This window comes from Streptomyces sp. Je 1-4 4N24, from assembly GCF_026239515.1.
GTDB classification, from domain to species: Bacteria; Actinomycetota; Actinomycetes; order Streptomycetales; family Streptomycetaceae; genus Streptomyces; species Streptomyces nigrescens.
This window is the reverse complement of sequence record NZ_CP110836.1, coordinates 8,712,771-8,739,129: the sequence shown is the minus strand read 5'-3', so window position 1 is coordinate 8,739,129 and position 26,359 is coordinate 8,712,771. Positions and strand designations below refer to the sequence as shown.

Annotated in this window: 27 protein-coding genes and 1 pseudogene; 18 read left to right on the top strand and 10 right to left on the bottom strand. The window is 69.2% G+C overall.

Going from position 1 to position 26,359, the window contains the following annotated elements:
- The first annotated feature begins 36 nt into the window (after positions 1–36).
- On the top strand, positions 37–1,233 hold the full coding sequence (locus tag SLV14N_RS37925; protein ID WP_208687380.1) for a hypothetical protein: 1,197 nt from the start codon (positions 37–39) through the stop codon (positions 1,231–1,233).
- 242 nt (positions 1,234–1,475) lie between these two features.
- On the opposite strand, the pseudogene SLV14N_RS37920 reads toward SLV14N_RS37925, so the two are convergent.
- Positions 1,476–2,291 (bottom strand): annotated as a pseudogene (locus SLV14N_RS37920) (pyridoxal-phosphate dependent enzyme); the annotation flags it as partial.
- Between the two features lie 13 nt (positions 2,292–2,304).
- Here SLV14N_RS37920 and SLV14N_RS37915 point away from each other — a divergent pair.
- Positions 2,305–2,595, top strand: a complete 291-nt coding sequence (locus tag SLV14N_RS37915; RefSeq protein ID WP_263272884.1) for a LysR substrate-binding domain-containing protein — start codon at positions 2,305–2,307, stop codon at positions 2,593–2,595.
- Between the two features lie 133 nt (positions 2,596–2,728).
- Here the strand turns inward: SLV14N_RS37915 and hemC are convergent, their stop codons facing one another.
- Positions 2,729–3,670, bottom strand: coding sequence for a hydroxymethylbilane synthase (gene hemC, locus SLV14N_RS37910; RefSeq protein WP_208687379.1), 942 nt, complete (start codon positions 3,668–3,670; stop codon positions 2,729–2,731).
- Positions 3,671–3,754: 84 nt separating this feature from the next.
- Here hemC and SLV14N_RS37905 point away from each other — a divergent pair, with 84 nt between their 5' ends.
- Positions 3,755–4,423, top strand: coding sequence for a maleylpyruvate isomerase N-terminal domain-containing protein (locus SLV14N_RS37905; protein WP_263272883.1), 669 nt, complete (start codon positions 3,755–3,757; stop codon positions 4,421–4,423).
- Positions 4,424–4,635: 212 nt separating this feature from the next.
- On the opposite strand, the gene SLV14N_RS37900 is transcribed toward SLV14N_RS37905, so the two are convergent.
- Together SLV14N_RS37900 and SLV14N_RS37895 are read right to left on the bottom strand one after the other, a co-directional pair.
- Positions 4,636–5,334 (bottom strand): class F sortase, encoded by a 699-nt coding sequence (locus SLV14N_RS37900; RefSeq protein WP_208687378.1) that lies wholly within the window; start codon positions 5,332–5,334, stop codon positions 4,636–4,638.
- Between the two features lie 125 nt (positions 5,335–5,459).
- Complete coding sequence (locus SLV14N_RS37895) at positions 5,460–5,819, bottom strand: hypothetical protein (protein ID WP_208687377.1); 360 nt, start codon at positions 5,817–5,819, stop codon at positions 5,460–5,462.
- A 15-nt stretch (positions 5,820–5,834) separates the two neighbouring features.
- On the opposite strand from SLV14N_RS37895, the gene SLV14N_RS37890 reads away from it, so the two are divergent.
- Positions 5,835–6,224 carry a hypothetical protein gene (locus SLV14N_RS37890; protein WP_265875050.1) on the top strand — a complete coding sequence of 130 codons (390 nt, stop codon included), beginning with the start codon at positions 5,835–5,837 and terminating at the stop codon, positions 6,222–6,224.
- Positions 6,225–7,333: 1,109 nt separating this feature from the next.
- On the opposite strand, the gene SLV14N_RS37885 is transcribed toward SLV14N_RS37890, so the two are convergent.
- Positions 7,334–8,059, bottom strand: a complete 726-nt coding sequence (locus SLV14N_RS37885; RefSeq protein WP_259670676.1) for a Mut7-C ubiquitin/RNAse domain-containing protein — start codon at positions 8,057–8,059, stop codon at positions 7,334–7,336.
- Positions 8,060–8,488: 429 nt separating this feature from the next.
- Between SLV14N_RS37885 and SLV14N_RS37880 the strand changes: the two genes are divergently transcribed.
- Both SLV14N_RS37880 and SLV14N_RS37875 read left to right on the top strand, forming a co-directional pair.
- Complete coding sequence (locus tag SLV14N_RS37880; RefSeq protein ID WP_159491716.1) at positions 8,489–9,778, top strand: ATP-binding protein; 1,290 nt, start codon at positions 8,489–8,491, stop codon at positions 9,776–9,778.
- A 263-nt stretch (positions 9,779–10,041) separates the two neighbouring features.
- Positions 10,042–11,235 (top strand): cytochrome P450, encoded by a 1,194-nt coding sequence (locus tag SLV14N_RS37875; protein ID WP_263272881.1) that lies wholly within the window; start codon positions 10,042–10,044, stop codon positions 11,233–11,235.
- A 282-nt stretch (positions 11,236–11,517) separates the two neighbouring features.
- On the opposite strand, the gene SLV14N_RS37870 is transcribed toward SLV14N_RS37875, so the two are convergent.
- On the bottom strand, positions 11,518–12,279 hold the full coding sequence (locus tag SLV14N_RS37870; RefSeq protein WP_263272880.1) for a chitinase: 762 nt from the start codon (positions 12,277–12,279) through the stop codon (positions 11,518–11,520).
- Positions 12,280–12,737: 458 nt separating this feature from the next.
- On the opposite strand from SLV14N_RS37870, the gene SLV14N_RS37865 reads away from it, so the two are divergent.
- The 3 genes from SLV14N_RS37865 to SLV14N_RS37855 all read left to right on the top strand — a co-directional run bounded on the left by SLV14N_RS37865 (position 12,738) and on the right by SLV14N_RS37855 (position 14,263).
- Positions 12,738–13,436: an aspartate/glutamate racemase family protein gene (locus SLV14N_RS37865; protein ID WP_208687372.1), complete on the top strand. Its 699-nt coding sequence runs from the start codon at positions 12,738–12,740 to the stop codon at positions 13,434–13,436.
- Between the two features lie 130 nt (positions 13,437–13,566).
- Positions 13,567–13,869 (top strand): hypothetical protein, encoded by a 303-nt coding sequence (locus SLV14N_RS37860; RefSeq protein ID WP_263272879.1) that lies wholly within the window; start codon positions 13,567–13,569, stop codon positions 13,867–13,869.
- A gap of 154 nt (positions 13,870–14,023) precedes the next feature.
- Complete coding sequence (locus SLV14N_RS37855) at positions 14,024–14,263, top strand: DUF6191 domain-containing protein (RefSeq protein WP_263273416.1); 240 nt, start codon at positions 14,024–14,026, stop codon at positions 14,261–14,263.
- Between the two features lie 312 nt (positions 14,264–14,575).
- Here SLV14N_RS37855 and SLV14N_RS37850 read toward each other — a convergent pair whose 3' ends face one another.
- Positions 14,576–14,806 carry a DUF6296 family protein gene (locus tag SLV14N_RS37850; protein WP_093636193.1) on the bottom strand — a complete coding sequence of 77 codons (231 nt, stop codon included), beginning with the start codon at positions 14,804–14,806 and terminating at the stop codon, positions 14,576–14,578.
- A gap of 375 nt (positions 14,807–15,181) precedes the next feature.
- On the opposite strand from SLV14N_RS37850, the gene SLV14N_RS37845 reads away from it, so the two are divergent.
- From SLV14N_RS37845 to SLV14N_RS37835, 3 genes are all read left to right on the top strand, one after another.
- Entirely contained in the window at positions 15,182–16,498 is a 1,317-nt protein-coding gene (locus SLV14N_RS37845) for a serine hydrolase domain-containing protein (RefSeq protein WP_317633729.1), read from the top strand.
- A 521-nt stretch (positions 16,499–17,019) separates the two neighbouring features.
- Positions 17,020–17,400 (top strand): VOC family protein, encoded by a 381-nt coding sequence (locus tag SLV14N_RS37840; protein ID WP_221174725.1) that lies wholly within the window; start codon positions 17,020–17,022, stop codon positions 17,398–17,400.
- A gap of 275 nt (positions 17,401–17,675) precedes the next feature.
- Entirely contained in the window at positions 17,676–17,840 is a 165-nt protein-coding gene (locus SLV14N_RS37835) for a hypothetical protein (protein WP_259670675.1), read from the top strand.
- A gap of 156 nt (positions 17,841–17,996) precedes the next feature.
- On the opposite strand, the gene SLV14N_RS37830 is transcribed toward SLV14N_RS37835, so the two are convergent.
- Positions 17,997–19,418 (bottom strand): S9 family peptidase, encoded by a 1,422-nt coding sequence (locus tag SLV14N_RS37830; RefSeq protein WP_259670674.1) that lies wholly within the window; start codon positions 19,416–19,418, stop codon positions 17,997–17,999.
- Positions 19,419–19,763: 345 nt separating this feature from the next.
- On the opposite strand from SLV14N_RS37830, the gene SLV14N_RS37825 reads away from it, so the two are divergent.
- The 5 genes from SLV14N_RS37825 (at position 19,764) to SLV14N_RS37805 (ending at position 23,301) form a co-directional block, all read left to right on the top strand.
- The gene (locus SLV14N_RS37825) at positions 19,764–20,966 is read left to right on the top strand and encodes an IS110 family transposase (protein ID WP_208680617.1); all 1,203 of its coding nucleotides are present in this window, start codon (positions 19,764–19,766) and stop codon (positions 20,964–20,966) included.
- 72 nt (positions 20,967–21,038) lie between these two features.
- Positions 21,039–21,575, top strand: coding sequence for a methylated-DNA--[protein]-cysteine S-methyltransferase (locus tag SLV14N_RS37820; protein WP_208687368.1), 537 nt, complete (start codon positions 21,039–21,041; stop codon positions 21,573–21,575).
- 29 nt (positions 21,576–21,604) lie between these two features.
- Positions 21,605–22,168: a hypothetical protein gene (locus SLV14N_RS37815; protein WP_221174724.1), complete on the top strand. Its 564-nt coding sequence runs from the start codon at positions 21,605–21,607 to the stop codon at positions 22,166–22,168.
- 175 nt (positions 22,169–22,343) lie between these two features.
- A complete protein-coding gene (locus tag SLV14N_RS37810; protein WP_259670673.1) occupies positions 22,344–23,039 on the top strand; it encodes an alpha-ketoglutarate-dependent dioxygenase AlkB in 696 nt (231 codons plus the stop codon).
- A 28-nt stretch (positions 23,040–23,067) separates the two neighbouring features.
- The gene (locus tag SLV14N_RS37805) at positions 23,068–23,301 is read left to right on the top strand and encodes a DUF2277 domain-containing protein (protein WP_208687367.1); all 234 of its coding nucleotides are present in this window, start codon (positions 23,068–23,070) and stop codon (positions 23,299–23,301) included.
- A 227-nt stretch (positions 23,302–23,528) separates the two neighbouring features.
- Here SLV14N_RS37805 and SLV14N_RS37800 read toward each other — a convergent pair whose 3' ends face one another.
- Both SLV14N_RS37800 and SLV14N_RS37795 read right to left on the bottom strand, forming a co-directional pair.
- Positions 23,529–24,383 carry an endonuclease/exonuclease/phosphatase family protein gene (locus tag SLV14N_RS37800; RefSeq protein ID WP_263272878.1) on the bottom strand — a complete coding sequence of 285 codons (855 nt, stop codon included), beginning with the start codon at positions 24,381–24,383 and terminating at the stop codon, positions 23,529–23,531.
- A gap of 449 nt (positions 24,384–24,832) precedes the next feature.
- Entirely contained in the window at positions 24,833–25,453 is a 621-nt protein-coding gene (locus SLV14N_RS37795) for a flavin reductase family protein (protein WP_263272877.1), read from the bottom strand.
- A 470-nt stretch (positions 25,454–25,923) separates the two neighbouring features.
- Between SLV14N_RS37795 and SLV14N_RS37790 the strand changes: the two genes are divergently transcribed.
- The gene (locus tag SLV14N_RS37790) at positions 25,924–26,232 is read left to right on the top strand and encodes a hypothetical protein (RefSeq protein WP_208687364.1); all 309 of its coding nucleotides are present in this window, start codon (positions 25,924–25,926) and stop codon (positions 26,230–26,232) included.
- The last annotated feature ends 127 nt before the right edge of the window (positions 26,233–26,359 follow it).

Here is a 26,359-nt window from a genome sequence, read left to right as displayed (position 1 = left end):
CTCAGATCCGCCCCTCCACCAGACAAGGAAGTCCGTATGTCAACGAGTAGCTCCACACCCGGGCGGCGTCGCGGCCGGGTGCCCCTGCTGGCGGCACTTGCGGCCACCGTGGTCACCGGGACACTGGTCCTGGCCGGCCTGAACGGTGAACCGGCCGCCTCCGCCGCCTCCTTCCTCTCCCCTCCCTCCGGCACCTCCCCCGCATCCTCCGCATCCTCCGCGTCCTCCGCGTCACGCGCGGACCGGTGGCAGGCGACGCCGGTGCCCGTGGAGAAGGGGGACCTGACCGCAATAGCGGCACTGAGTGACCGGCAGGCCTGGGCCGTGGGCTATCGGCTGAAGAGTGCCACCGCTGTCGAGGCCGTCGCGCTGCGCTGGGACGGGACGTCGTGGAAGCAGGAGTCCACGCTGCCGGAGAACAGCTTTCCGCAGGCCCTCGCCGTCCGGTCGGCCACCGATATCTGGACGGTGGGCAGCGCTTCGACGCACTGGGACGGGAGCACCTGGACCACCCACCAGCTGGACCGCGACCCGGCAGGCAGAGTCGTCCCCGACGCCGTGACGACGACATCCGACGGAAAGGCATGGACCGTGGGCCGGGCGATGAACCGGTCGGTGAAGGACGGAGTCCCTGCCATCCAGTCGTGGGACGGCAAGAGCTGGCATCGGCAGACACTTCCCGATGTCGGCAAGGGTGAACTCAGCAGTGTCACGGCCGTCGCCCCGGACGATATCTGGGCGGTCGGCGCCGCGTACGCCGTCGACGAGAAGTCACCGCAGACGGCGCTGCTGCTGCATTGGGACGGCACCCGTTGGCAGCGCGTCACCGCTCCCGGCCCGCAGGGGTCCCACAACTGGCTCGGCGGGGTCACCGCGTTCGCCGCTGACGACATCTGGGCGGTGGGCGGCAGTACGTCCGGCGGTGAGGAACGGCCCTTCGCCCTGCACGGGAACGGCAAGACCTGGACAGTGGCGAAGACGCCGAACGTCGCGGACGGCCGGCTGCGTGCCGTCGGCAAGGCGGGAAACGGCGAAGTCCGGGCCCTGGGCGGCAAGGGCGCCGCGCCCACGGCCCTGCGGTGGAACGGGCAGAAGAACCAGTGGGACACGGCCACCGCGCCGGGCCTCGTCGTGCGGAGCTTCACCACTGTGCCCGGAAGCACCGCTCTCTGGGTCGCCGGTATTGCTGAGGAAGGTGACCTCGTACCGGCCGTCAAGCGGCTGAAGGGCTGAGCCGAGGGCGGCCGTTGGGGCGGGACGCGGACACCCCAACCCAGCGGCCGGCCCGGCGCCGGTTACCCCAGCCATCACTCCTGGTCAGCAACGCGTGGCAGCGTCGTCGCCGACACCTCCACCCCGTATACCGCGGGCCGGTGCGCCGGTCCTCGTACGCACCGATCTCGGCGAGGTCTTGCACGGGCGGCTGCCACGGCTGCCAGGGCAGTCGCCGTTGACGGTGACCAGGTCGGCGTCGGTCATGACGGATTCGCCACGTGGTGCGGGTTGGCGGCGGTGCCTTCGGTGCTGAGCAGGACGAGGGTCGAGGCGGGGCTGAGGGCCAGGGCGGTGCGGCGGGCGGCGGCGCCGTCGCCGGTGAGCGCGGCGCGGACGCCGGCGAGCGAGGCGGCGCCGCAGGGGCCGGAGGGGACGCCGAGAGCGGCGAGGTCGTCGGCGGCGCGGGCGCTGTCGGCGTCGGTGACGGCGATGGCGGCATCCAGGCCGTCACGGAGGTAGGGCCAGGCGAGGGTGGAGGGAGTACCGCAGTTCAAGCCGGTCATGGTGGTCACGCCGGTCGTCACGGTGACCGGTGCCTGCCGGGTGAGGCTCGCCAGGACGCCGGCTGCGCTGTCGGGCTCGACCGACAGCAGGGCGGCCGCTCCGGCGGGGCGGCTTCGGTAGTGGGTGACGGCGGCCTGGGCGAGTGAGCCCACGCCCACCGGGACGGCGACGAGATCGGGCAATCCGGCGCCCACCGCGGCCAGTTGGGCGTCGATTTCGGCGAACAGGGTCGCATAGCCCTCGACGATCCAGCCGGGAATCCGCTCATAGCCGGGCCAGGCGGTGTCCTGGATGAGGACGGAAACCGGGGTGGCGGCGACCGCATCGGCCGCTTGCCGTACCGCCTCGTCGTAGTTTCCGGCGACTTCGGTGACCCGCGCCTCCTCGGCGGCGATGGCTGCCGTGGCGGCCGGGTGGACGCCCTCCGGGACGAAGACGTGGGCGCGCTGCCCGAGCAGGCGGGCCATACGGGCCACGGCTCGGCCGTGGTTGCCGTCGGTGGCGGTGACGACCCGGCACTGGGCCTTGACGCTGTGCCGCAGCACGGGCTTCGAGCCCGATGTCCGGTTCGAGTCCACGGACCTGCTGCTGCATCTGCGGCTCGTCGAACAGGGCCACGCCGCTGCTCTGCTCCCGGACCTCGTATGGGACGGCCGCCCGGCGACCGTCCCCCTCCAACAGCTCCCGCACGGCGGGCAGGCCCGCAGACTGTTCACCGCGATCCGCCGGGGCCGCGGCCGGCACCTCGCCATTCAGGCCTGCCGACGGGCCCTCCGGGAGGCGGTCGGGGCGTCGGGGCCGCCAGGGGCTCGCTGAGGGACGCCGGCACGCCGACGGTCCCGCGGCCTGCCCCGGAGAGCAGCGTGACAGCCGTCGGCCGGAGTCACCGGGCCTCAGGGGACGCGAGCCTCAGTACGCGATGCCGTCGAGCAGTACGCGATGCCGTCGATCAGTGCGCGATGCCGTCGATCAGTTCGCGTGCGCCCTGGCGCAGCAGAGCGACGGCCACGGAGGTGCCGAGGGTCTCCGGGGTGAGCGGGCCGGCCCATTCGTGCGCGTTGAGGACCGTCTTGCCGTCCGGGGTGAAGACACAGGCCCGCAGGGACAGTTCACCGCGGCGGTCCGTCTTGGCGTAGCCGGCGATCGGGCTGTTGCAGTGGCCCTGCAGGACGTGCAGCAGCATGCGTTCGGCGGTCGTCTCCTGGAACGTCCGGGGGTGTCCCAGACCGCTGACGGCGTCGATGGTCTCGGTGTCGCCCTCGCGGCACTGAAGCGCCAGCACGCCCGCGCCGACGGGTGGGCACATCTCGTCCACGGACAGGATCTGGGTGATCACGTCCGTGCGGCCGATGCGCTCGAGCCCGGAGACGGCCAGCAGCAGTGCGTCCGCCTCGCCGGCCGCGAGCTTCTCCATACGGCGGTTGGCGTTGCCGCGCATCGGCACACACTGCAGATGCGGATGGGAGGCGGCGAGCTGCGCGATCCGGCGGACCGACGAGGTGCCGATCCGGGTGCCTTCGGGGAGTTCGTCGAGGGTGTGCCCGCCGGGGTGGATCAGCGCGTCACGGACGTCATCGCGCTCCAGGAAGGCGGCGAAGGTCGTGCCGGCCGGCAGCGGACGGTCGCCGGGGATGTCCTTGACGCAGTGGACCGCGAGGTCCGCCTCACCGGCCAGGAGGGCCGCGTCGACCTCCTTGGTGAACGCCCCCTTCCCCTCGACCTGGGAGAGGGCCCCCATCCAGCGGTCGCCGGTGGTCTTGACCGGGATGACCTCCGTGGCGATACCGGGGTGCAGCGCGCCGAGTTCGGCGCGGACGCGCTCCACCTGGGCCAGAGCCATGGGCGAGTCGCGGGAGACGATACGGATCAGTTCTGGGGCGGACATGGGCACACGATAGACCGTCAGATCCCGATGCCGAGCACCCGCAGGCCCAGGCGGCGGAGCCCAGCCGCTCAGGCGCGGTACGGTCCCACCATGTCCCGGTCAATATCTCGTTCCACCGAAGCCACGCTCCCGCCGTCCGCCGTCACCGCGGACGATCTGGACCGTGCCGTGCAGCTCTCCGTTTCCGTACTGCGCCAGGCGCCGCCGACGGCGTGGGACGGCAGGGCCGGTTCGCTGGAGTGGGACTGCTGGGAGACCGTCGAGCACCTCAGCGACGATCTCTTCGCCTACGCCGTGCAACTTGGCCCCAGAAGGCCGCCGTTGGAGGGCAATGTGCCCTTCGTGTGGGAGAGCCGTCGGCCCGGCGGCCCCGCGAACGCCGTGCATGCGGACCGTGCGGCGGGGCCCGCGGGGCTGCTGCAGGTGTTGGAGGCGAGTGGCGCGCTGCTGGTGGCAATGGTGCGGACGACGCCACCGGAGGTGCGCGCGCACCATGTGTTCGGGGTGTCGGACCCGGAGGGCTTCGCCGCGATGGGGGCCGTGGAAACCCTGGTGCACACGTACGACCTGGCGGAGGGCCTCGGACTCGCCTGGAACCCGCCCGCCGACCTGTGTGCCCGGGTGCTCGCCCGGCTGTTCCCGGACGTCCCGCAGGCCGCCGATCCCTGGCCCACCCTGCTGTGGGCCACCGGACGCGCCGAGCTGGCGGGGCGCCCTCGGCGCACCACTTGGCGCTGGGACGGGAGCGTGCGGGGATAGGCCCCGGCGCGACTGCGCCGCCCGGGTGAGGTGGGTGACCACCAGTCCGGAGCCGAGCGCGTATCCGGCGAAGGGGGCGAAGTCGGGCCAGCTGCCCAGGAATTCACGCCGGGCCCCCCGGCCGATGAGACAGCCCAGGCCGGCCGGTGGAGCGGCGGCCTGGGCCAGTCCTGAGATGCCGGGGTGGTCTCCGCGGTGCGAAGGGAACCCGCTCAGGTCTGTCTGAACGAGGCGAGGTGGGCGAACACCACCACGTTGTCCACGTAGTCCTTGACCTTCCTGTCGTATGCGCCACCGCAGGTGATCACGCGGAGCTGCGCGGTGGGGGCGTCGGCGTAGACCCTGTCATTGGGGAATCTCGCCTTGTTGAAGGTCTCGACGGAGTCAACCTTGAAGGTGGCGATGATGCCGTCTTCCCGGGTGATGTTGATCGTGGCGCCCGTCTTGAGCGATTCAAGTTGCAGGAACACCGCCGGTCCGGTCTTGGTGTCCACGTGACCGGCGATGATCGCCGATCCGCGCTCGCCCGGCGCCGCCCCGTCCTTGTACCAGCCGACGAGGTTCTTGTCCCCCGCGGGCGGCGCGTTGAGCTGCCCGGTCGGGCCGATGGTCAGCGGGGTGAAGGGCGCGTCGACGGCGATCGCCGGAATCGACACGCGCTTCGGTGCGGAACGGGGCAGTGCCAGGTCGGGGACCGCCGAAGCGGCGGAGCCCCGCGGTGTGGCGGACTGGGCCACGGCAGGGTGGGCCAGCGGCTTGGGGTCTGCAGAGGTGTCCACGGAGTTGTAGACGAGGAGTGAGCCCAGCAGAAACGCTCCCGCAGACCACAGCAGACCGCGGCCGACGGGGCGGGACGCGGGGGCGGTCCTGGAGGGATTCGAATTCGGCTGGGGCGACTGCGGGGCGGTCATGTGAGGGTGCCTTTCATGAACGAGGCGTCGCGGGCGTGAGGGGGGCATCGGTAACGCAATCGCCGCGGCCACCGTCCACGTGGAACGGTGGCCGCGACAGCTTCGGTCTCCGTGCGGGTGCCTGATCAGGCAGCCGCGGTACCCGAGGCGTTGCGACGACGCAGCATGTACGCACCGGCGCCGAGACCGCCGAGCATCAGCACGGAACCCGCGGCCATCCCGCCGCCGGTCGCCAGACCGCCACCACCGGTGTGGATGCCGCCGTGCGGCTTGCGGTGGTCGCCACGGCCGTGGTCGCCGTAGCCGCCGTCACGGTCGTGGTCGCCGTAGCCACCGCGGCCGTGGTCGCGGTCGCCGCGCCCGTGCTTGTCGTGGTCGTCGCCGTAGCCGCCGCGGCCGTGGTCGCGGTCGCCGCGCCCGTGCTTGTCGTGGTCGTCGCCGTAGCCGCTGCTCTGGTCCCAGTCACCGAGCACGGTCTTGGCCATGGCACCGCCACCGGTGTGCATGCCACCGCTCGGCCTGTGGTCGTCACGGCAGTGGTCACGTCCGTGGCCACGCCCGTCGCGGCCGTCACGGCCGTCACGGCCATCGCGGCCATCGCGGCCATCGCGGCCATCGCGGCCGTTGCGGTCACGGTCGCGGTCCCGACCGTTGCCCCGGCCGTCGCGGCCATCGCGACCGTCGCGGCCGTCACGGCAGTGGTCACGGTCGCGGTCGCGGTCGCGGTCGCGGTCGCGGTCGCGGTCCCGACCGTGGTCACGGTCATGGTCGTCGCCGGTCGCGGCCTGCTTGTGGTTGCTGGAGGAAGCGCTGTCCGACGCAATGTCCTCCGTGATCATGGCGTTCGCAGCGGGAGCGGTGATTGCAAGCACCGCCGTAATGGCGGCTGAGGCGAACAGGGTGCGAGCAGTGCGCATGGGGACATGTTCCTTTCGGCGCAACTGCGAAGGCTGACTCTTTGTCGGCTCATCGGATCGCAGTGGCGACGTGATCACCGTCAGCCGGATTGCGGCCGCGCACCACCGGAGAACGTCGCATTCGAGGTACGCCATGGGCTCTTCGGGTGGCGGAAGGCAGCGGATTCACCCATTGGACGGCGCGCGTCGTCGGCGTGTCGCGAAACGAGTGGGCTAAAGGCGCTCCGGCGGCCCTCCGCGGCGGGCCAGTCATCGCTCGACGAGCACGGCGAATGAGCACTTTTCGCGACACGCCGACGGTTCCTGACGGACTGAACAGCTTCGCCGCGGTGATGACGCATACGGACGTCAACACCCCCGGACCGTCGACCGGGCAGCAGCCCACAGCCGGCTCGGCCGGGCCACGGCCCAAGGCCCGCGAAGCCGCCGGCGCCGTCGGCAACGGCTCCGTGAGCGCACTGACGAGACCCGGCTCATGGACCGCCCTCGCGCGGATGCCGCCTGCCGGGCAAACGGGACTGGGATTTCTTCGCAGACGCGGCACCCGGACGAACTCCCTGACGGATAAGGCCCGTTCATTCGCCGATAAGCAGCAGAATCGGTCCGGGATGGGCAGCCATCTTCTGCCTCCGCCGCGCGGTCATGCTGATCGATATCGGCGAAGTGGCGGCGCTGGGCCGCGTGTTGGTGGCCGACGGCGCAGGGGAGGCAGCGCCACACATGGCGGGCAGCGCCCCCGGCATGACGGGCAGCGCCCGGCCCGCACTCGGACACGACTGCCGGGCCTGGGATGCCGGCCTCCTGGACAGGGCCACCCTTCCCCGCGAGCTCGCTGATCAGGGGCAGCTCCTCCCGCCGAACCGGGAAGTCTCCTGTTACAGCGGAAGGAGCGGCCACGTGTACGGCGCCGCGTGGACGGCCGTGCGTAGGCCCATACGAGAACCGCCCCTCACCCGGATTGAGGAATTTCGTACGCCGACGGGCTCAGCCGACAAGCCGTCCGGAGCTTCCTGCGAAACATCGCGGAGCGGTCTGCCCCACCGCTCAGCGGTCTGCTTCGACGCTCAGCGGTCTGCTTCGACTCAGGTAGCGCTGTCCCGGAGCGCCTCTTCGACGATCGCCTCCAGCCGGGCGTGGTGCGCCCCTCGCCAGTAGACGCGGCCGCATGCCGTGCACTGGGCGAAGACGTCATACGTACGCTGCGTGCCGTGCTCAAGATGCTCACGGACGGAGTTCTTGTCGGCGTCCATGAGCCGGCCGTTGCACGCGGTGCAGCGAGTCCACGGCGCGAGGGTGGGAGCGAAGCGCCCCAGCACGTCCCGGAGTTGGTCGTCGGGCCGGTCGCTGTAAATGAACGCGCCCGCCCAGATCTCCCGCCGTCGCAGCAGCCCGCGGTCCCGGGAGAGCAGTACCCGTTGTTCCTTCGCCGAGAGCGCGGCCAGTGCCGCGTCGCCGGGATCCTCGTTCGTGTACGCCGCGTCCACACCGAGCAGCCGCAACCTGCGCGCCAGGGTGCCGAGGTGTACGTCGAGCAGGAACCTCAGCGGCGCACCGGGAAGCCGCTGCGGACGCTCGACGGCGCGCACCTCGATGCTCTCGCCCGCCTGCGGAACATGGGAGACGGGAACCTCGGCGCCGTCCACGACAAGCCGGCCGACCTCGGTGAGCGGGACGCCGAGCGACTCGACGACATGGCCGAGCGTCGATGCCCCGTCGGTCACCACGGGCGTACCGGCGGTGCCGTGCGCTGAACCGACGAAAAGGTGCAGTGCAGGGTCGAAGCTGAAGTGGATCTCGGGTCCGTTCACGCCGGACAGCATGCCATCGGGTGAGCCACACCAGCCAGCGGATTCCTGCCGGTCAGAGGCGCGAGCGCGGGCCGGCCGGTCGCCCCGCGCGGCAGGCACCAGCCGACGGGCGACAGGCGACAGGCGACAGCCGACAGGCGACGGGCTACGGGCTACGGGCGGCAGGCGAGACACGAGAGGCCACCGCAGCGGACCGCCCGTCATCCCCCGTGGGACGGCAAGGGCAGGCGATGCCACAAGCGTGTGCCGCGGCTCGGCCTCGGCAGTGGCCCGGCCCCGGTGGCGGCCGCGTCCGGCTGCCTTCTGGCTACGTACGGACCGTAGCGTTCCGCGCCCCGGATTGTTCACGATGGAGCAGGACCCGTTCCCCGGCCGCCCCTAGCCTCACTGCCACCACAGCACCACCATCACCAATGAGGGGCGGTACCGGTGAACTGGCTCATCCACGACTACCGCGAGAGTGATCTCGCCGAAGTGGTCCACCTGATCGACTCCACGGCCGAGCTCGGGCAGGAGTCCGTCTTCTCGCTCGCCGAGTGCATCGGTGCGCTGACTTCTCGGCAGCCCGCCGTAGTGGCCGTCCACCAGGGCGCGCCCATCGGGGCGGCGCTCGCATGTGTGGCGGGTGAGCGGGGCTGGGTGATGCGGATCGCGATCTCCTCGGCCTGGCGTGGCCGGGGGCTGGCGAGTGCGCTGCTGGTGGAACTGGAGCGGCGGCTGATCGCCGCCCGGGTGAGCCGGATCGCCTATGTGCTTCCCGAGGAGGACCTGCTCGGGGAGGGACTGCTCAACGCGGGCTATACGCGGCAGCCCGCGGTCGCCTACTTCGAGAAGGTCGAGCCGCACCACGGACCCGCGGCCAGCCTCCTGGAGGACCTCGGCGGACGGTTCCTGCCCACTGACCTGTGGGCCAAGGTCGCCGGCATGGAAGCGGAGAAGGACCTCATCGAGCGGCGGGTCGTGCTGCCGTTGGCGGAGCCGGAGCGAGCCGCCCGGCACGGGGTCCGGCCGCCGCGGGCCATCGCCCTCTTCGGTCCGCCGGGGACCGGGAAGACCACCTTCGCCCGCGGTATCGCAGCCAGGCTCGGCTGGCCGTTCGTCGAGCTGCTTCCTTCCCGGCTGGCCGACGAGGGCAACCTGGCGGCGGCACTGCGCAGCGCGTTCGCCCGGATCGCGGAGCTGGAGCGGGTCCTCGTCTTCATCGACGAGGTCGAGGAGATCGCTCCGGTACGCCATGAGCCGGCACAGCCGGGCGGGCTGCACGGGGTGACGAATGAGCTGCTCAAGCTGATCCCCGGCTTCCGGGAGCGGGACGAGCGACTGCTGGTGTGCGCGACCAACTCCCTCCGCTCGCTCGATCCGGCGTTCCTGCGGCCCGGCCGGTTCGACTACCTGATCCCGATCGGTACGCCGGACGCGGCGGCCCGGTCGGCGATCTGGTCCCGGTACACGGACGGCCGGGCCGATGTGGATGTGGCGGCGCTGGTGGCGGCCAGCGAGCTGTTCACCCCGGCCGATATCGAGCACGCCGCCCGGGTGGCCGCCCAGGCGTCCTTCGAACGGGACCTGGAGGCGATCGGCGTCGGCGCGGGTGCCCACGGACGGCTCGGGGCGAGCACCGACGACTATCTCGCCGCCCTCGCCCAGTGCCGGCCGACCGTCACCCCCGCCATGATCGACGAATTCAGCGCGGACATCACCGCCCACGCCCGCTGCTGACGGCCGACGCGGCGGCCCGGCGCCCGGCACGGCGGCAGTCGGATCCGGCCGACCGCCGCCGCACACCCCCTGCGCGGGCCGGGCCGTATCCCACTGAGCCCCTGCTGGCCGTCAGAACGACACCCGAAGCACTGCGGAGGGAGGACATGGACCGCTGCGGCTCCTCCGTTGGGCCGATGTTGACGTCGGGAACCGGTGCGTACGGTCTGACCGGTGCCGGGCTTCGTGCATCATCGGGGATCATCAAGAGGGGCGGGCAACGCATGGCGGACATTGTCGATCTGGGGGCCTACGGCAAGGACTTCACCGCGGATCCTTACCCGTACTACGCCAAGCTGCGCGCCCAGGGGCCCGTACACCGGGTGCGTCTCCCCTACGCGCCAGAGGCGTGGCTGGTCGTCGGGCACGAGGCGGTCAGAGCCGCGCTCAGCGACCCTCGCCTCAGCAAGAACTGGCGCGAAGCCGGGCTGCAGAGTGACGCAGGCGAAGAGTCGGCCCTGTGGACGAACATGCTGGATGCGGACCCGCCCCACCACACCCGGCTGCGGAAGCTGGTGGCCAAAGAATTCACGCCCCGCCGCGTCGAGGCACTCCGGCCGCGGGTGCAGCAGATCACCGACGAACTGCTGGACACGATGCTGGCCGCCCCGGAGGGCCGTGCCGACCTGGTGGAGGCGCTCGCCTTCCCGCTGCCCATGACCGTCATCTGCGAACTGCTCGGCGTCCCCGCCATGGACCGGGACGCCTTCCGCGCCTGGTCGAACGAGATCGTCGCGCCGACCAGCGAGCAGGCAGCGCAGGAGGCGGTGGTGGCGATGTCCGGTTACCTCGTCGACCTCATCGAAACCATGCGCAACGCTCCTGGCGACGGCCTGCTCAGCGCCCTGATCCGCACCAGCGACGAGGACGGCGACCAGCTCTCCCGTGACGAGCTGGTCGGCACGGCCTTCCTGCTGCTGGTCGCCGGCCATGAGACGACCGTCAGTCTCCTGGCCAATGGCGTACGCGCCCTGCTGCAGCACCCTGCCCAACTGGCGGCTCTGCGCGCCGACTACTCCCTTCTCGACAACGCCGTGGAGGAGATGCTGCGCTACGACGGCCCGGTGGAGACGGCCACCTGGCGCTTCACCGCGGAGCCGGTCGAGATCGGCGGCACACTGATCCCCGCCGGCGAGACCGTAGTGATCGCCCTCGCCTCTGCCTCCCGGGACCGCGAACACTTCGCCGCCGCCAATGACTTCGACATCACCCGTGACGCTCGCGGACACACCGCCTTCGGCCACGGCATCCACTTCTGCCTCGGCGCCCCGCTCGCCCGGCTGGAGGCCCGTGTCGCCCTCCGGTCCCTCTTGGAACGCTGCCCCACCCTCGCCATGGACGCCGATTTCGACGACCTGACCTGGCGCACCGGGCTGCTCAGGGGAACCGAGCATCTGCCGGTGCGCTGGAACAGCTAGAAGCTGTCCGGTGGGCCGTGGCGGCATTCGCCGGCGGGGCGGCACCCGCGCCGCCGAGCGGGCCATGATGCTGTTCGCCGACGGCGTGCTGCCCGAGGGCTTTCCCCTCCCGCCTAGCTGTACTGCGCCCGTGCGGTGTCCGGAGAAGGGCCCGGAAAGGGTCACGGCGTCCGACGCGGTGCAGCGTCGGACGCCGAGGGCTGATTCACCAGGACCGACCGGCCTGGGCCTAGCCGACGAGGCGCCCACAGCCGACCGCTGGCGGGCCGGCCGCACTGCGCGTCAGCAGCTCAAATTGTCGCCAGGTGTGGTCCCCAGGATCTGCACAAAGCTCTTGTAGCTATTGATCCGGCTCTGCACCTGGCCGGGGTTGCCGCCGTTGCATTCGAGGGAGCCGTTGATGCTGCGGATGGTCTCGCCGAAGCCGGCTCCGCTGACCATCGCATGATGCGGGGTCATGGTGCCCGGCCCGGTCTGTGTGTTCCAGTACCAGAGGGCGGTCTTCCAGGCGACGGCGGCGTCCCGCTCCACCAAGTAGGGATTGTTCAGCAGGTCGATGCCCAGCGCATCGCCCGCTGCCTTGTAGTTGAAGTTCCAGCTGAGCTGTATCGGCCCGCGGCCGTAGTAGGCCGCCTGGCCGGCCGGGCACCCATACGGCTGGCTTGCGTCGCAGTAGTGGGGATAGTTCCCGGTGTTCTGCTCGACCACATGGACGAGGCCACCGGTCTCGTGACTGACGTTCGCGAGGAAAGCCGCGGCCTCCTGCCGCCTTACGGTATCGCTCCCGGTGTTGGCGAACTCCGGATAGGCGCTGAGGGCTGCGGTCAGGCCGCTGTAGGTGTAGAACGCATTCCGGTTCGGGAACATCTGGTTGAACTGCGCCTCGCTGACGACGAATCCCTCGGCTCGGGCGTCGGCACCGGCCGGGGCCGCGGCGCAGTTGAAGCAGTCCGTCGCGGCAGCCGCAGGCATCGTCGGCACGACAAGCGCTATGCCCACGGCTACGGTCGCGGCGCCCAGCAGCGCGGCAATACGTGACCTCATTGCGGTGACTCCTTCTGGGGCCGTCCTCCTGGCAAGGAGGGGCCACGGTGGGGGGAACGCCTTACAGGAACGCCAGTTGCAGCGGTCGCCCAGATGGAACAACTGGCGAGCAGGCAGAGGGACGTTGGAGCACGGGTGGATCAGGCGGTACGAGACCACACCAGCAAGCGCGGCACGACGACGACAGCGACAGCGACAACGCAACTACGACCGCGAGAGTGCTGCGGTCTAGACCAGCGTTAGGTTATGAGCACCACCGCGAACATGTCCATACCAATGCAGCGATCCATTGACGGGCCGCCCCAAGGGGTCGGGCCGCTGCTCTCCCCCTCTCCTCCGCAGATCCGGGCGTTGTCAGACGACCGCGAGAGACTGGGGACGCAGTAAAGCAACAGCACAGAACGGTGGTTGCCGGGGGCGGTGAGATAAATACCCTCCCCCTGTGCAAAGGTGGCCCGATGAAGACAATCGGGCTGCTCGGAGGCATGAGCTGGGAGTCCACGGCGGAGTACTACCGGCTGCTGAACGAGTTGACGCGTGAGCGTCTGGGCGGCCTTCACTCCGCTCGGTGCGTGCTCTACTCCGTGGATTTCGCAGAGATCGAACGGCTGCAGGTCGAAGGGCGCTGGGACCAGGCGGGCGAGGTACTCGCCGACGCCGCCAGGGCACTGGAGTCGGCCGGCGCGGACATGCTGCTGATCTGCACCAACACCATGCACAAAGTCGCCGACCAAGTGGCCGACGCCGTCACCGTCCCGCTGCTGCACCTCGCCGACACCACGGCCGACGCCGTCCGTGCGAGCGGCCTGCGCCGTATTGGACTGCTGGGTACCGCCTTCACCATGGAGCAGGACTTCTACCGCGGCCGGCTGGAAAGCCACGGGCTGGACGTGCTGGTCCCGGACGCCACCGGGCGCGACACCGTCCATCGTGTGATCTACGAGGAACTGTGCCTCGGCATCGTCCACGAAGAATCCCGGCAGTCGTTCATGGCCGTCATCAGGGACCTCATTACTGCCGGAGCCGAGGGCATCGTGCTGGGCTGCACCGAGATCGAGCTGCTCATCGGGGCGGAGCACAGCCCGGTCCCGGTCTTTCCGACCACCCGGCTGCATGCCGAAGCAGCCGTCACCCGTGCTCTCAGCGACGCCCCGTAGCCCCACAGCCACCCAAATCCCCGTAGCCCTCCGAATCGGAGGTTAGAGAAATGACCACACCCAACTCCCCTCACTCCAGCAATCTTTGTGTCATGCCGAGGTTTGAACTGACTGCAGGTACCCTGACGTGGTGTCGCGTACCGAATTAGAACGACTGGCCAGGATCCGGATGCAGGTCACCGGTGAGACGCTCGAACGCGCCATGGCCGTGCTCGAAGGCCACGCCACCACCCCCACACCGCACTCCGAACGCGCCACCAAGCCTGACGCCGCCGGAAACAGCGACCTCGAGAACGGTGAGACCGAGGACGGCGAGGCAGGGGAAACCCACACGGTCGGCGACACCGACGAAAGCAACGCGGACAGCGAGAAAGCGTCAAAGTCCGACGCCCGACGAACGCCTCAGAAGCGAGGCCATCTACGCGGTCTCTGATATCCGTTCGGCCCGGGGCGGAACGAAATCAAGATCCTGTCGACTTCTCGGCAGCAACCAGAACATCGAGCTCCAGCTCTTGGAAGACCGGACCGGCATACGGAGGCGAGTCCAGGTGTTTCTGACGGTCGCAGGTGCAGTTGTTGCCCTTTGGATGCTGCTCTTCGCGTGGGTGATCCGGCGTCGGCGTAAGTTCGGAGGGGGCGGCGCGACATCCGGCGCATGGGACGAACTCTTCCAACCCTCACAACAACATGTCCAGGAAGAGAAGGAACGCCGGCTCGTCCTCCGTGACGATGCGGAGTCCGGCGCCCCGCCCCGCAGCACCGTGGACTTGCAATCCGGCCTGGCAGTAATTCGCCCGGAGCCCACACACGAGCCCGGAGAACGCTGACCGGGATCTGCCTTGCGCCCTGCGCGAGCGGCGGGACGGCCGAACCCGATCCAGAGTTTCCCGCTTCTCCTCGACTGATGCCTGCCCAGACCACAGGCCCGCCGCTCAGCACGCACCCCGCACCCCGCACCCCGCCGTAACGGGCGAATCCCAGAAGGTTACGGGAGCGACGCCCGGGGCCTGCTACCGCCGCTATCGCCGCCACCGCGGCGGGGCACCTCTCACCACTACAGGTTCAACACAGTGCAATCGAATGCCGACAGAGTGTGTGCATGGATGCGCAGGCTGGGCCGTCGGATGGGCTCCCGAAGCTCACGGGGTGAGGGGTCGCGCCAGCATCGGCGTGCGGAGCATCTGGTGTCCCCCGCTGGCCAGCATGCGGACCTCGCCCCGGTCGCTGATCTCTGCGCGTACGATCCCCGACTCATCCTCGTAGACCGGATACCCGCCCGCTCCCGCCCGCTCGGTGCGATGGACGATCACTACGTCGTCCTCCACCGCGGGGGCTTGAAATACGAGCTCATAGCATTCCGGGTAATCCATCAGGGCCTCCCGATAAAACTGGGCAGGTGCCCCCGGCGACGCTTCCCGCCGGCACTCTCAGCGCGCCGCTGCACCTCGGCCATTCCATCGTCGCCCACTCCTGCCCACGGCGCCTCAGGAGAACTCCGAGGTGAGGATCCCTGACCGGATGGACCTTTACCTGAGCGGCTCTGCCGGGGCCCCGAGAGCCGGCCCGTCATACGGCCCGCCCCTCGACAGGGAGCGCACAACCCAGCCTCGGGAAACCTGACATTTGTCATGTGGGCTTGTGATCAAGGTCGTTCCACAGGCTGACGTCTGCCTGCTGTCCCGTCGCGAGAATCGGGACAGCGAAGATCGAACGCTGTCTGCAGACCTTGAACTGACGGAGAATTCATGCCCGTTGCCTCCACCCCTCGCCGGCGCATGCGGCTGGCCGGGACTGCCACCGCCGCCTTACTCACACTGACGATCCCTACCGCTGCTTCTGCTGCCGCCCCGCCGAGCACACCCGCGGGCAACGCCGCCACCGCGGGGGCCACCGACCGGTCCGGCATCGACCGGGCTGCCCTGGAAAGGACGCTCAAGGCCTTTCATGACGCAGGGATGTACGGCGCTTACTCTGCGGTGCGAAGCGGCACCGCAGGGTGGCAGGGCGCTTCGGGAGTCGCCGACGTCGACACCGGGCGCCCCACCACTCCGCAGATGGAGCATCGGATCGGCAGCATCACCAAAACCTTCACCGCGGTCGGCGTCCTCCAGCAGGTCAGCAAGGGGCACATCGAGCTGGACGCTCCGATAGGCCGCTATCTGCCCGACCTCGTTCCCGGGGAACGCGGGCGCACCATCACCGTACGGATGCTGCTGAACCACACCAGCGGCATCGGCGACTACGGCGGAGCCATCTTCCCCACAGGGGACAGCATCGAAGGCAACCGCTTCCACCAGTTCGATCCCCGGGAATTGGCCCGGCTGGGGCTGAAGGCGGAGCCGTTGGGCAAGCCGGGCCGGGCTCATCACTACTCCAACACCAACTTCGTGCTCGCGGGTCTCCTGCTGCAAAAGGTCACCGGCAAGTCGCCGGAGACGTACATCACCGAGCACGTCATCCGGAAGGCAGGGCTCCGGCACACCTACTTCCCACGATCGGCCTACCTCACCGGACCGCACGCCAGGATGTACGAGGCCGCGCACGGCGGGTTCGACCCACCGCGGGACTTCAGCGTCTACAACATGTCCTGGGCCGGCACCGCGGGGTCGCTCGTATCGACCATGGCCGATCTGAACCGCTTCTACCGGGCGCTGCTGGGTGGTGAACTGCTTGCCCCGGCCCAGCTGCGACAGATGAAGACCACGCTACCCACCGAGGACAGCGCGTTGCGCTATGGACTGGGCCTGTTCAGATGGCGCCTGCCGTGCGGAGACTTCTGGGGGCACAACGGCCTGGTGCTGGGTGCCATGACCTGGTCCGTGTCCAGTGCGGACGGCCAACGGCAAATGTCCCTCGGTTTCAACCTGACGCGCTATCAGAAGCTCGACGGGAACGGCCTCCCCGACCCCACCGGCCCGATAGACACCGCCATGGGGAAGCACATCTCGCAGGCACTGTGCGGGACAACTGCCGGCGGGCCCGCAGGCCTGACCGACACAAAGCCACCCCACTCACTCCTCGTCGCTCCGAAGGAGCTTCCGCTCCCGGCACCCCGCCGATAAGGCCGCCCTGCCACTCGGATGTGTGCTCCGCTCCCGTGCGCTGTCACGGGAGCGGAGCGGGTCCGAGGAGCGCCAGCAGCTCGGATAGTTACGGAAACCACGGTACGGGGCACCACTGACAACGCGGTCCGACGGAACACGGCGGAGTACTCAAGGGCGGCCTCCGGGGAGCGACGCCGCTTGAGCTCGAGGAGGGGCGTGATGGCTAACCCAGAGGGCATTTCCTGAGGTGAAAGCGGGGGTGCGGCCCAGCCGCACCGGTGCCAACGGGGGACTTGGGGGGCTTGATACATCACCCGATCGGGATATCCCCTGGCGGCTGCAGCCCGACCTTCACCCATCCTCGCCAGACCCTGCGGCAGGAAGGAAACCAGGACGTCCGGAGGAGGCACGTAGATCCGGCAAGTCGCTGTGCCGACGTGGGGGACGGAACCGCGGGGGGAGCGGTGGAAGCAGTGGAGCCGACAGGAATGATGGAAGTGGTGGGGAGTAGTAGCGGGTAGTGGGGAATGGTGGGATCGATGATGGCTGAGCGACCTCAGATTTCGCTGGCGACGGTGGTCTTGGACTGCCCTGATGCCCATGCGCTTGCGGACTTCTACCGGCGACTGCTCGGCTGGGAGGTGAAATACAGCGAACCAGACTGGGTCCTGCTCGGCTGCCCGGACGGCGGGACCGGGCTCTCGTTCCAGTCCGAGCCCGGATATCAGACCCCCGTGTGGCCGGAACGGCCCGAGGAGCAGCAGAAGATGCTCCATCTCGATCTCCGGGTCGATGACCTTGACGGCGCCGAGGCGTATGCGGTCGCGGCAGGGGCGACGCGCGCCGCTTTTCAGCCGCAGGATGATGTCCGGGTATTGCTTGATCCGGCAGGGCACCCGTTCTGCCTCTTCCTCCCCTGAAAGCAGCGACGTCGAGGGGGGCGGCGGCCCTGTCGTCGGTACCGCCTTCCGTCGCGGCCGCGGATGATCGCGGAGCGTGTGGGAATGGACACATGCAGGAAGCGAAGGCGGCGCGGGAGGCCGACGGTCCTTGCTGGTCAGGAAGTTGAGGCACCGTCGAAACGCCAGCCTCGGGCAGGGACTATGAGCCGTGGGCCGGTGCGCGCGGGGCCGCGTTGTCAGTGTCTGCCCCTAGCATTGCTCATATGTCCCCAACTCCTTCTGCCCCTACAGGTGTGCCCGTTCCTGCCTCCGAGGCCAACGAGTCGATCCGGCGATTTGTGCGCGCCCGGCGCGGCCTGGCGTGGTCGGCTCAGGACATGGCGGAGTATGCGGTGCTGCTGGAGATATGGACGTTGGCGGTGCGCTCGGAGGTAGCGGAGGTTGTCGAGGCGGCGTAGTCTCCACAAAGGTCAAGGCAAGGGCGGTGCCCTGGCCCCACACCGGATCACGCCAAAGCCCGCGCCTCCCGTTGTTCACCGGCAGGAGCGGCCTCCGCCGTTCCCCCCGGCATCCGTGAGATCGCCCCCCTGCCGTCCCATAGAGGCATCCTTCACCTACCGACGCGCCAGCCAGGTGGCGATCTCGTCTACTACCGCAGCGTCGACATGCCCTGGCCGCGCGTACTCGGCCGGGGTGGGCCGCCCCTGGCCGGTAAAGAAAAGGTGGTTGGCGTCCGGGTGGATCCGGATCGCCACGTCGGGGCGGCCTTCCAGGGCACCCCGCCAGCGCGTCAGGTCGTCGGCGACGGTCACCTGATAGTCCCGCCCGCCCTGCAGAATCAGCATCGGGCAGGCCAGACCGGCTGCCGTGGCCACTGGATCGTAGCCACGCAGGTCGAGCCAGTAGGCGGCGGAAAGCCCGAGCGGCAGCAGCTCCGACGGCGTGTCAGGCGTGAGTGCGGGGCCCGCTACCAGCGCGGCCTGCCGGACGAGCGCCGTCACAGCCTCGTCCGCGCTCGGGTGGGGTGCAAGCGCGGTGAGATAGCGGGCCACTCGGACGGCCGCCTCGTGCATCGGCTGCGCGTCCGCTGCGAGCAGGACCAGACCGGCGATCGACGGGTCGGCGGCGGCGATCCGGGGAGCCGCTTTGCCGCCCATGCTGTGGCCGAGGAGGTGGATGCGGTCCGCGTCCACCTCTGACTGCTGCCGGAGTAGCCGGACGGCGGCGAGCGCATGCGGCAGATACTCGTCGGTCATGGTGAAGTCGGATAGCAGACGGTCAGGCCGCGTAAAGGTGATCTTGTCGAAACGCAACACGGCCACATTCCGGGAGGCGAGCCCCCAAGCGAGGTCCTTGAGCGGCTTGTTCGGGCCGCTGCTCTCGTCCCGGTCGAACGCGCCGCCGCCGCTGAGCAGTACCACAGCGGGCCACGGTCCGGGGCCGACTGGCAGGCTCAGCGTTCCGGGCACGGCGAGCGGCCCGGTGCCGAGCAGGACGTCTCGCTCAATGAACCGGGTCGGCTCCGCGTAGTGCGGCGGCTGCCACTCGGCGCCGCCGTCCGGATCGAGCCGCAGGCCGTGCAGCAGGCCATCACCGCCAACCGACGTGACCACGGTGAAGTTGCCGTCGGCGCACTCCACCGGGATGCGCACACGTACCGGTTCGGCCTCAGCGGCCGCGCTCACCGGCTCCCCGATCTGCCTGACCTTGCCCCGTCCGGCCAACTCCGCCGCCCACGCGAGCCGCAACGCATCCGCGGAGACCGCAGCACGCAGCGGTGGCGCGAACAACTCCACCATCTCGGCGAAACGCTCCGCCCGCAGCAGCGCGGCCAGGCTCTGCGCCACCTCCAGCGCCTTCACTTCATCTATTCGCACAATTGAGAAAGGTAGCAGCTGTGAGACAGCTTGGACGGCGATTCTCTGGAGCTGCTCGCCCACCCCATCCAGCTGCGGATCGTTCATGCGCTGGGCGGCGGACGGCTGCTGACCACCGATCAGTTCTGCGCCCCGGATTCCCGAAGCCTCCAGGGCCACCGTCTACCGCTACAACGAGCTGCTGGTGGGCGGCGGGGTCCTGGCGTGGCTGAGGGGCGAAGAGGCGGAACCACGACGTCCGATTTCCGCCAGCCGATGCGCCTCCCCCCCCATTACCTTCTTGGTGGCCCCGCAATGGGGCGCCTGGCCTCCGGAGTTGGTATGACTTTCTCCCCCTGTCGAACGCATGACCTGGGGGGTGGTGTCACCAGCTCCGGAGGCATCGACAGACCGCTGATTAGGGGCATGACCACCGGCTTCTTCGCAGGTCGGGAGGCTCTTCGTAATGTGGATGTGGCGATCGGTGCCGTGGGACGGCCGGGCGGGAACGACCGGAGGAAGCACGTGATCGACGTCAGCGACATCGGTGCCTTCCTCGGCCTGGACGTCGGCAAGGGCGAACACCACGCCACCGCCGTCACCCCGGCCGGGAAGAAGGCGTTCGACAAGCGGCTGCCCAACAGCGAACCCAAGCTCCGCGAGGTCTTCGCCAAGCTGCAGGCCAAGCACCAGACCGTGCTGGTGGTGGTCGACCAGCCCGCATCGATCGGTGCTCTGCCGCTGGCTGTGGCCCGGGACATGGGCTGCCCGGTCGCCTACCTGCCGGGCCTGACGATGCGGCGGATCGCCGACCTCTACCCCGGCGAGGCCAAGACCGACGCCCGCGACGCCTTCGTCATCGCCGACGCCGCCCGCTCGATGCCGCACACACTGCGGACGATCGAGCTCGCCGACGAGGCGGTTGCCGAGCTGGAGATGATCGTGGGCTTCGACGACGACCTGGCCGGCGAAGCCACCCGTGTCAGCAACCGGCTGCGGGGCCTGCTGACGCAGATCCACCCGTCGCTGGAACGGGTGCTGGGGCCACGAGTGCAGCACCCAGCGGTGCTCAAGCTGCTCGACCAGTTCGGTTCCCCGGCCCAGATCCGCAAGGCCGGACGCCGGCGGCTGGTCAGCCTGATGCGGCCGAAGGCACCGCGCATGGCCGAACGCCTGGTTGAGGACATCTTCACCGCGCTGGACGAGCAGACCGTCGTCGTCCCCGGCACGGATGCAGCCGCATTGATCGTCCCCAGCCTCACCCGCTCGCTCCAGGCAGTGCTTGACCAGCGGAAACTCCTCGCCACCAGGATCGAGGAACTGCTGGAGACCCACCCTCTTTCCAAGGTCCTGACGTCCATGCCGGGGATCGGCGTCAGGACCGGAGCACGGATCCTCATCGACGTCGGCGACGGTTCCCGTTTCCCGTCCGCCGCCCACCTCGCCGCCTACGCCGGACTCGCCCCAGCCACCAGAAGCTCCGGCTCCTCCATCCGCGGCGAACAACCCTCCCGGAGAGGAAACAAGCAGCTCAAACGCGCCTTCTTCCTCTCCGCGTTCGCCGCCCTGGCCGACCCCGCCTCCAGGACCTACTACGACAAGAAGATCGCCCAGGGAAAACACCACACCCAAGCCCTCCTCTGCCTCGCCAGACGACGAGCCGACGTGCTCTTCGCCATGCTCCGCGACGGCACCTTCTACCAGCCCCAACCCGCCCCCATAGGTTGACGAAACCCATAGGGGCACCCCCCCCCCGCAGACTCAAAGAGTGAAAGCAGCGGACACAAACGAGGACGCGCCATGATCTCCCCCGAGACGACCACTGTCACCACCAGCTACACCACCTTCGACAGCCCCCTGGGCGAGCTGCTGCTCGTCGGCGAGGAATCGGCCACCGCCCCCGGCGGCACTGCCCTGACCTCCCTCTCCATGCCACAGCAGCGGGGCGTGACCGTACAGCCGCACTGGCGACGCGACCCCGGCCCCTTCGCCGAGGCCGTGCGCCGGCTCCGCGCCTACTTCGCCGGTGAGCTCACCCGCTTCGAGCTGGCGTTCCGCACTGCCGGTACGGAATTCCAGGAGCGCGTCTGGCGAGCCCTGGAAGCGATTCCGTACGGCAGCACGACCACCTACGGCCGACTCGCCGACGTGGTCGGAATGCCGCGGGGCGATGTACGGGCTCTCGGGGCCGCGATCGGCGCAAACCCGCTGCTGATCCTGCGCCCCTGCCATCGCGTGATCGGCGCGGACGGCACGATGCGCGGCTACGCCGCGGGCGTCGAACGAAAGATTGCGCTGCTCACACACGAGGGCGCCCTCCAACCCACCCTCATCTGAGCCCGGCCGAGTCCGGAAATCCCTCCCCGATGATCTCGCCCCTCATTCCCCGAGCCGAGGTGGCCGCCTATGGCGGCCTCCCCTCCCCCGCTCCGCACTCCGACGCGGAACTCGCCACCCTTCTCGACCTGTTGACCGCGCCCGGTGTTCGTATCGCCACGGTGGTCGTCGGACACAGCCGGGACGCCGCGTCGCGTTCGTCCGCGGCAGCGTTCGTCGCAGCATGGCGGGAGATCGGCCGGCAGCCGGTCCTCGCCATGGTCGACTGGCCGGAATCCGCCGCGTCCTGGCTACGGGCGGCCCACCGTTTCACCGCCGAGGAACCGGATGCCTGGGTGGTGGCCGCCGCCCCGCTCGGCTGGGCCCAGATGAGCCGCCGGCTACGTCACAGCACCGACTGGGATCCGGCCCGTACCTATGGCTTCGCGGCACTCGGCGACTCCCGCGTCCCAGCCCTGGCAGGCGCGGCAACGCTGCAGGGCATGCGCGGCGCCACAGCGGACGGCGGCACCTGGGCCATCGACCGTGGCTGGGTCACGCAGCAGTCACCGGCCCGTAGGAGACCGCCGCTTCGTCCCCGTGGCACGCTGTAAACAGCCAGCGATGAGGCAGGAGCAGATGAGCACGCCACTACCCGGCTTCGAGGACTTCGGGGAGCCCGAGGGCCCCAAAGGGCCTGGTCGACCGGCCGTCGCCGGAGAGCCTGGAGGTCCGGACGGCTCTGGCGGCGCGGGAAAATCCGGCGGACCCGGAGGCCACCACTCCCCCATGTCCGACCGTAGCCGCGCCCGTACCGGCAGCTGCCAAGAACGCGCCCGCGCCGGAAACCGACAGGAAATCGCCCCCGGCGCCGTCCACGTCCCCGGCTGGCTGACCATGGCCCAGCAGCGCGAGCTGGTCACCGCGTGCCGTGACTGGGCGCGCGGCCCGGCTCCGATCCGGCACACCAAGCTGCCGCGCGGGGGCGTGATGTCCGTCCAGACGGTGTGCATCGGCTGGCACTGGCAGCCGTACGCGTACACCCGCACCGCCGACGATGTGAACGGCGCCCGGGTGCCCGAATTCCCCGACTGGATGGTCGAGTTGGGGCGCCGCGCGCTGGTCGAGGCGTATCAGGATTCCGCCGCGGGCGATGGCTACACACCGGACACCGCACTGATCAACTTCTACGACGGCCAGGCGAAGCTCGGTATGCATCAGGACAAGGAGGAGCGCTCCGGCGCGCCGGTCGTCTCGCTCAGCATCGGCGACACCTGCGTCTTCCGGTTCGGCAACACCGAGACGCGTACCAAGCCGTACACCGATATCGAGCTGGCCTCCGGTGACCTCTTCGTCTTCGGCGGACCGTCCCGCTTCGCCTACCACGGCGTTCCCAAGGTCCGACCGGGCACCGGCGACCCGGCGTCCGGTCTGGCCGGCGGCCGCCTCAACATCACGATGCGGGTGACCGGACTCGACGGCTGACTCCGGCACCGCGAGGCACACTGGACTCATGTGCCGCAGCATCAAGACCCTCCGTCCGCCCACCACCCCCGAGGTCACCGACGAGGACATCCGGGCCGCAGCCCTGCAGTACGTCCGCAAGGTCTCCGGATTCCGCGCCCCCGCCGCACACAACCGCGAGGTATTCGACCAGGCCGTGGACGCCGTGGCAGCCGCGACCCAGGACCTTCTCGACGGCCTGCAGATCCGTGGCTCCGCCGCCCGTCAGCACACGCACTCCTGAGCCGCGACGGCATCGCCGGAACCGACTCCCGCGGCGCGCCCTGGGCGCGCCCTCGGTGCGCCCTCGCTGGACCCAGAACACCGACCAATCCGGCCGCAGCCGCCCGCACAGGTCCCGCCCCACCCTCATCACGCACCACGCACCACGCACCACGCACCACGGACCACGGACCACGGACCAGGAACCGCGCACCGGCGCCACGGCCCACTATCCTCGCCTCCTCACTCTCACCAATCGAGCAGCGCCTGAACCGGTAGGTGATCGCTCGGAAACTGACCGTGCGCGGAGTACGTATTGATCGTGGCGCGCCGCGTACGCACCCCCGGCGACGTGAGGATCCAATCGACGCGGTCCCCGTCCGGCACCAGCGGCCGGTACCCATGAAAGGTGGCGTACTGTCTGCTGCGCTCGTCGGCCGTGTCCCAGCTGTCGACGAGCGAGCCGCCGTCGAGCATCGCCTCGTACACGGAATTCTTGTGCGCCGCGACATTGAAGTCGCCCATGACGATCCGAGGCAGCGAAGGGTCCAGCCCACCCAGCCGTTCATTGATCAGACGGGCGGAGCGCTCACGCGAGTACTGATTCGCATGATCGAGATGGGTATTGAGGGCATAGAGCTCTCTCCCGGCACGCACATCCCGGAATCGGACCCAGGTCACCATCCGAACCACGGTGTTTCCCCAGGTCGCCGACCCGATCAGATACGGCGTATCGGACAGCCAGAAATGGTCGTACTCGACCGGCGCGAGCCGTCGGACATCATAGAAAACGGCCGCGAATTCGTCCTTGCTCCCACCGCCCCGCCCGGTCCCCACCCAGTCGTAATGCGGTCCGAGGTCCTCGGCGACATCACGTAACTGCCCGTACAGCCCTTCCTGCGTCCCGAGCAGGTGCGGGGCCTCATGACGCAGCAAGCTACGCATCACTGGCCGGCGCTCGGCCCAGGAATGCGGCCGGACATCAGAGGCGTACCGCAGATTGAAGGTCATCACCCGCAGCGCCCGCCCACCGTCCGCGGCGTATGCGGTCCCCGCCCCGTGCACCGCCGCCACCGGCCCGGCGACCACCGCAGCAGCCGCCACCCGAAAGGAGAACCGCCGACTGACCGACGCAGTCCCGGCACCAGAAAAGGGACCAGATCCCGAGGAACCAGAGAAAACCGAGGACGCCGGGCACGCCGGGGAAGCAGCGGGATCAGAGGAACCAGAGCAATCAGAGGAGCTGGTGGAAGCAGAGGTACCAGAGAAGTCAGTGGATACAGGTGAAGCTTTCCACCCGGGATCGAGAGCAGTCACGGCAACTCCAGTCATCCATTGCACAGGCAGACACCGACAACGTCACCACCGTCGCAACAACAACCATCATGCGAAAGTCTCGAACCCCACCGTGGGCCATAAGTGGCCTACGAATAAACCGACATGAAACCCTCACGAAACGCAAAGGAAGATGATTCCGCGAGACCGGGAGAACCGAGCCTTCCCCCCACCTCTCCCCGGTACTCTCCCCTGGCCCCCTCCTTCGACTCCCTTCCCTACCGTCCGCCCGCCGGCCCCTGCCAGTCCGCATGCCGAATACGGGAGATCTCCCGTACGTCGCCGACCGTCCCCCACTCGTCCTTCCCCAGCCGTGACAGGGGCTGCATCCTGGAGATTTCCGGGTGCCCGTCGACCAGCACGTCCTGCGCCACGACCGCATGCACCACGCGCCCGAACACCACGGTGGAATCCCCGATTCCCAGCGTGGTGTGCACCTCGCACTCCAACGCCACCGGCGAGGCCGCCACCCGCGGCGGCTTGACCCGCAGACTCGGCTCAGAACCGACCCCGGCCGCCTCGAACTCACTCACCCCGTGCGGGAAATCCGTACCCGTGTCATTGATCTGCTCGAAGAGCCCCTCCGGGGCCAGGTTCACCACGAATTGTCCGGTCGCCTCGATATTGCGCAAGGTGTCCTTACGGCCTACGGAAGTGAACTGCACAACGGGCGGCGCGACGCTGGCGATGGTGAAGAAGGAGTGCGGGGCCAGGTTCGCGGAAGCACAATCAGGGCTGATCGTCGAGACCCAGGCGATGGGCCGCGGCACGACGACCGCGGTCAGCAGCTTGTAGAACTCGTTGCGGGACAGGGCAGCAGGGTCGAAGTCGGTACGCATGGTGATCAGTATCCACACGGGCGGCCGCGGCTCCTACAGCGGATCTACGGCACCACCCAGCCCCTGAGTTCGTCGGAGAGTGCCTGGTATCGGAGCCGACGAGCACCAGGAGCCGGCACCGTGACGACAGCCGACGATCAGTTGGGAGTCGGCGGAGGCGTTCTCGGCCTCCAGCGGAGTCGCTGGACGCTGAGACGTGGTGCGTGACGCTGGGCCGCCGCGGCCTCCCGGTTCGCGCGAGCCACCACCTGTAGCTGCTGGTATCGCCGGCGTTGTTGGCGTGGCTGGTCAGCCTTGGGGCCGGTGGTGCCGGGCGCACTGGCTGCTCTGAAGAGGGCTACAGCGATGCCCCACCCTCCCCTGGCAGGGTGTCGCCTTGGCGGCGAAGACCGCGTCCATTCGTTTAGTGATCGTTTATTGAGGCTCGGCAGGATGTGAAGTGTCGAGGAGGATCCTTCACAGGGGACGGTATGGCCAAGCTCTATCTGGAGAAGCTCAAGTGCGTCACGACTGAGGGCTGGAGCGGCTTCGACGAGCCGAGGCTTGTTGTCCAGAATCGTGGCACTGTGTGGAATGGGACGGTGCTGGGAGACCGGATGTACACCGTCAAGTACGACTGCGACTTCACGGGAACGATTGCCGTCTCCCTCGGGGAGGTCGGCGGAACAGTCGGGGATGGCAGGCTCGGGGAGCAGTGGATCACGGATACGCCTGGTGAGCGCAGTCTGCGCTTCAGGGCGGATGGTGCTGAGTACAACCTGCTGTATGCGGTGGAGTAGGTAGCTCGAACTGCCCCAGGTCGACGCCCATCGCCCCCGGATGGAGTTCTGGCGCACAGAACCCAAGGCGCCCCCACCCAGTTCGGGCGGGGGCCTCAGGTGTGGCTCTGGTCAGTCTTCGGCCTGG

What these genes read in the sequence shown, in the direction of transcription:
- SLV14N_RS37810 (WP_259670673.1), top strand. Translation starts at nt 22,344, where the DNA reads ATGTCCGACCGTAGCCGCGCCCGTACCGGCAGCTGCCAAGAACGCGCC.
- SLV14N_RS37795 (WP_263272877.1), bottom strand. Translation starts at nt 25,453, where the DNA reads ATGCGTACCGACTTCGACCCTGCTGCCCTGTCCCGCAACGAGTTCTAC.
- SLV14N_RS37845 (WP_317633729.1), top strand. Translation starts at nt 15,182, where the DNA reads ATGCCCGTTGCCTCCACCCCTCGCCGGCGCATGCGGCTGGCCGGGACT.
- SLV14N_RS37805 (WP_208687367.1), top strand. Translation starts at nt 23,068, where the DNA reads ATGTGCCGCAGCATCAAGACCCTCCGTCCGCCCACCACCCCCGAGGTC.
- SLV14N_RS37870 (WP_263272880.1), bottom strand. Translation starts at nt 12,279, where the DNA reads ATGAGGTCACGTATTGCCGCGCTGCTGGGCGCCGCGACCGTAGCCGTG.
- SLV14N_RS37900 (WP_208687378.1), bottom strand. Translation starts at nt 5,334, where the DNA reads ATGACCGCCCCGCAGTCGCCCCAGCCGAATTCGAATCCCTCCAGGACC.
- SLV14N_RS37820 (WP_208687368.1), top strand. Translation starts at nt 21,039, where the DNA reads ATGATCTCCCCCGAGACGACCACTGTCACCACCAGCTACACCACCTTC.
- SLV14N_RS37840 (WP_221174725.1), top strand. Translation starts at nt 17,020, where the DNA reads ATGATGGCTGAGCGACCTCAGATTTCGCTGGCGACGGTGGTCTTGGAC.
- SLV14N_RS37925 (WP_208687380.1), top strand. Translation starts at nt 37, where the DNA reads ATGTCAACGAGTAGCTCCACACCCGGGCGGCGTCGCGGCCGGGTGCCC.
- SLV14N_RS37875 (WP_263272881.1), top strand. Translation starts at nt 10,042, where the DNA reads ATGGCGGACATTGTCGATCTGGGGGCCTACGGCAAGGACTTCACCGCG.
- SLV14N_RS37815 (WP_221174724.1), top strand. Translation starts at nt 21,605, where the DNA reads ATGATCTCGCCCCTCATTCCCCGAGCCGAGGTGGCCGCCTATGGCGGC.
- SLV14N_RS37790 (WP_208687364.1), top strand. Translation starts at nt 25,924, where the DNA reads ATGGCCAAGCTCTATCTGGAGAAGCTCAAGTGCGTCACGACTGAGGGC.
- SLV14N_RS37905 (WP_263272883.1), top strand. Translation starts at nt 3,755, where the DNA reads ATGTCCCGGTCAATATCTCGTTCCACCGAAGCCACGCTCCCGCCGTCC.
- SLV14N_RS37855 (WP_263273416.1), top strand. Translation starts at nt 14,024, where the DNA reads ATGCTGCTCTTCGCGTGGGTGATCCGGCGTCGGCGTAAGTTCGGAGGG.
- SLV14N_RS37850 (WP_093636193.1), bottom strand. Translation starts at nt 14,806, where the DNA reads ATGGATTACCCGGAATGCTATGAGCTCGTATTTCAAGCCCCCGCGGTG.
- SLV14N_RS37865 (WP_208687372.1), top strand. Translation starts at nt 12,738, where the DNA reads ATGAAGACAATCGGGCTGCTCGGAGGCATGAGCTGGGAGTCCACGGCG.
- SLV14N_RS37895 (WP_208687377.1), bottom strand. Translation starts at nt 5,819, where the DNA reads ATGGCCAAGACCGTGCTCGGTGACTGGGACCAGAGCAGCGGCTACGGC.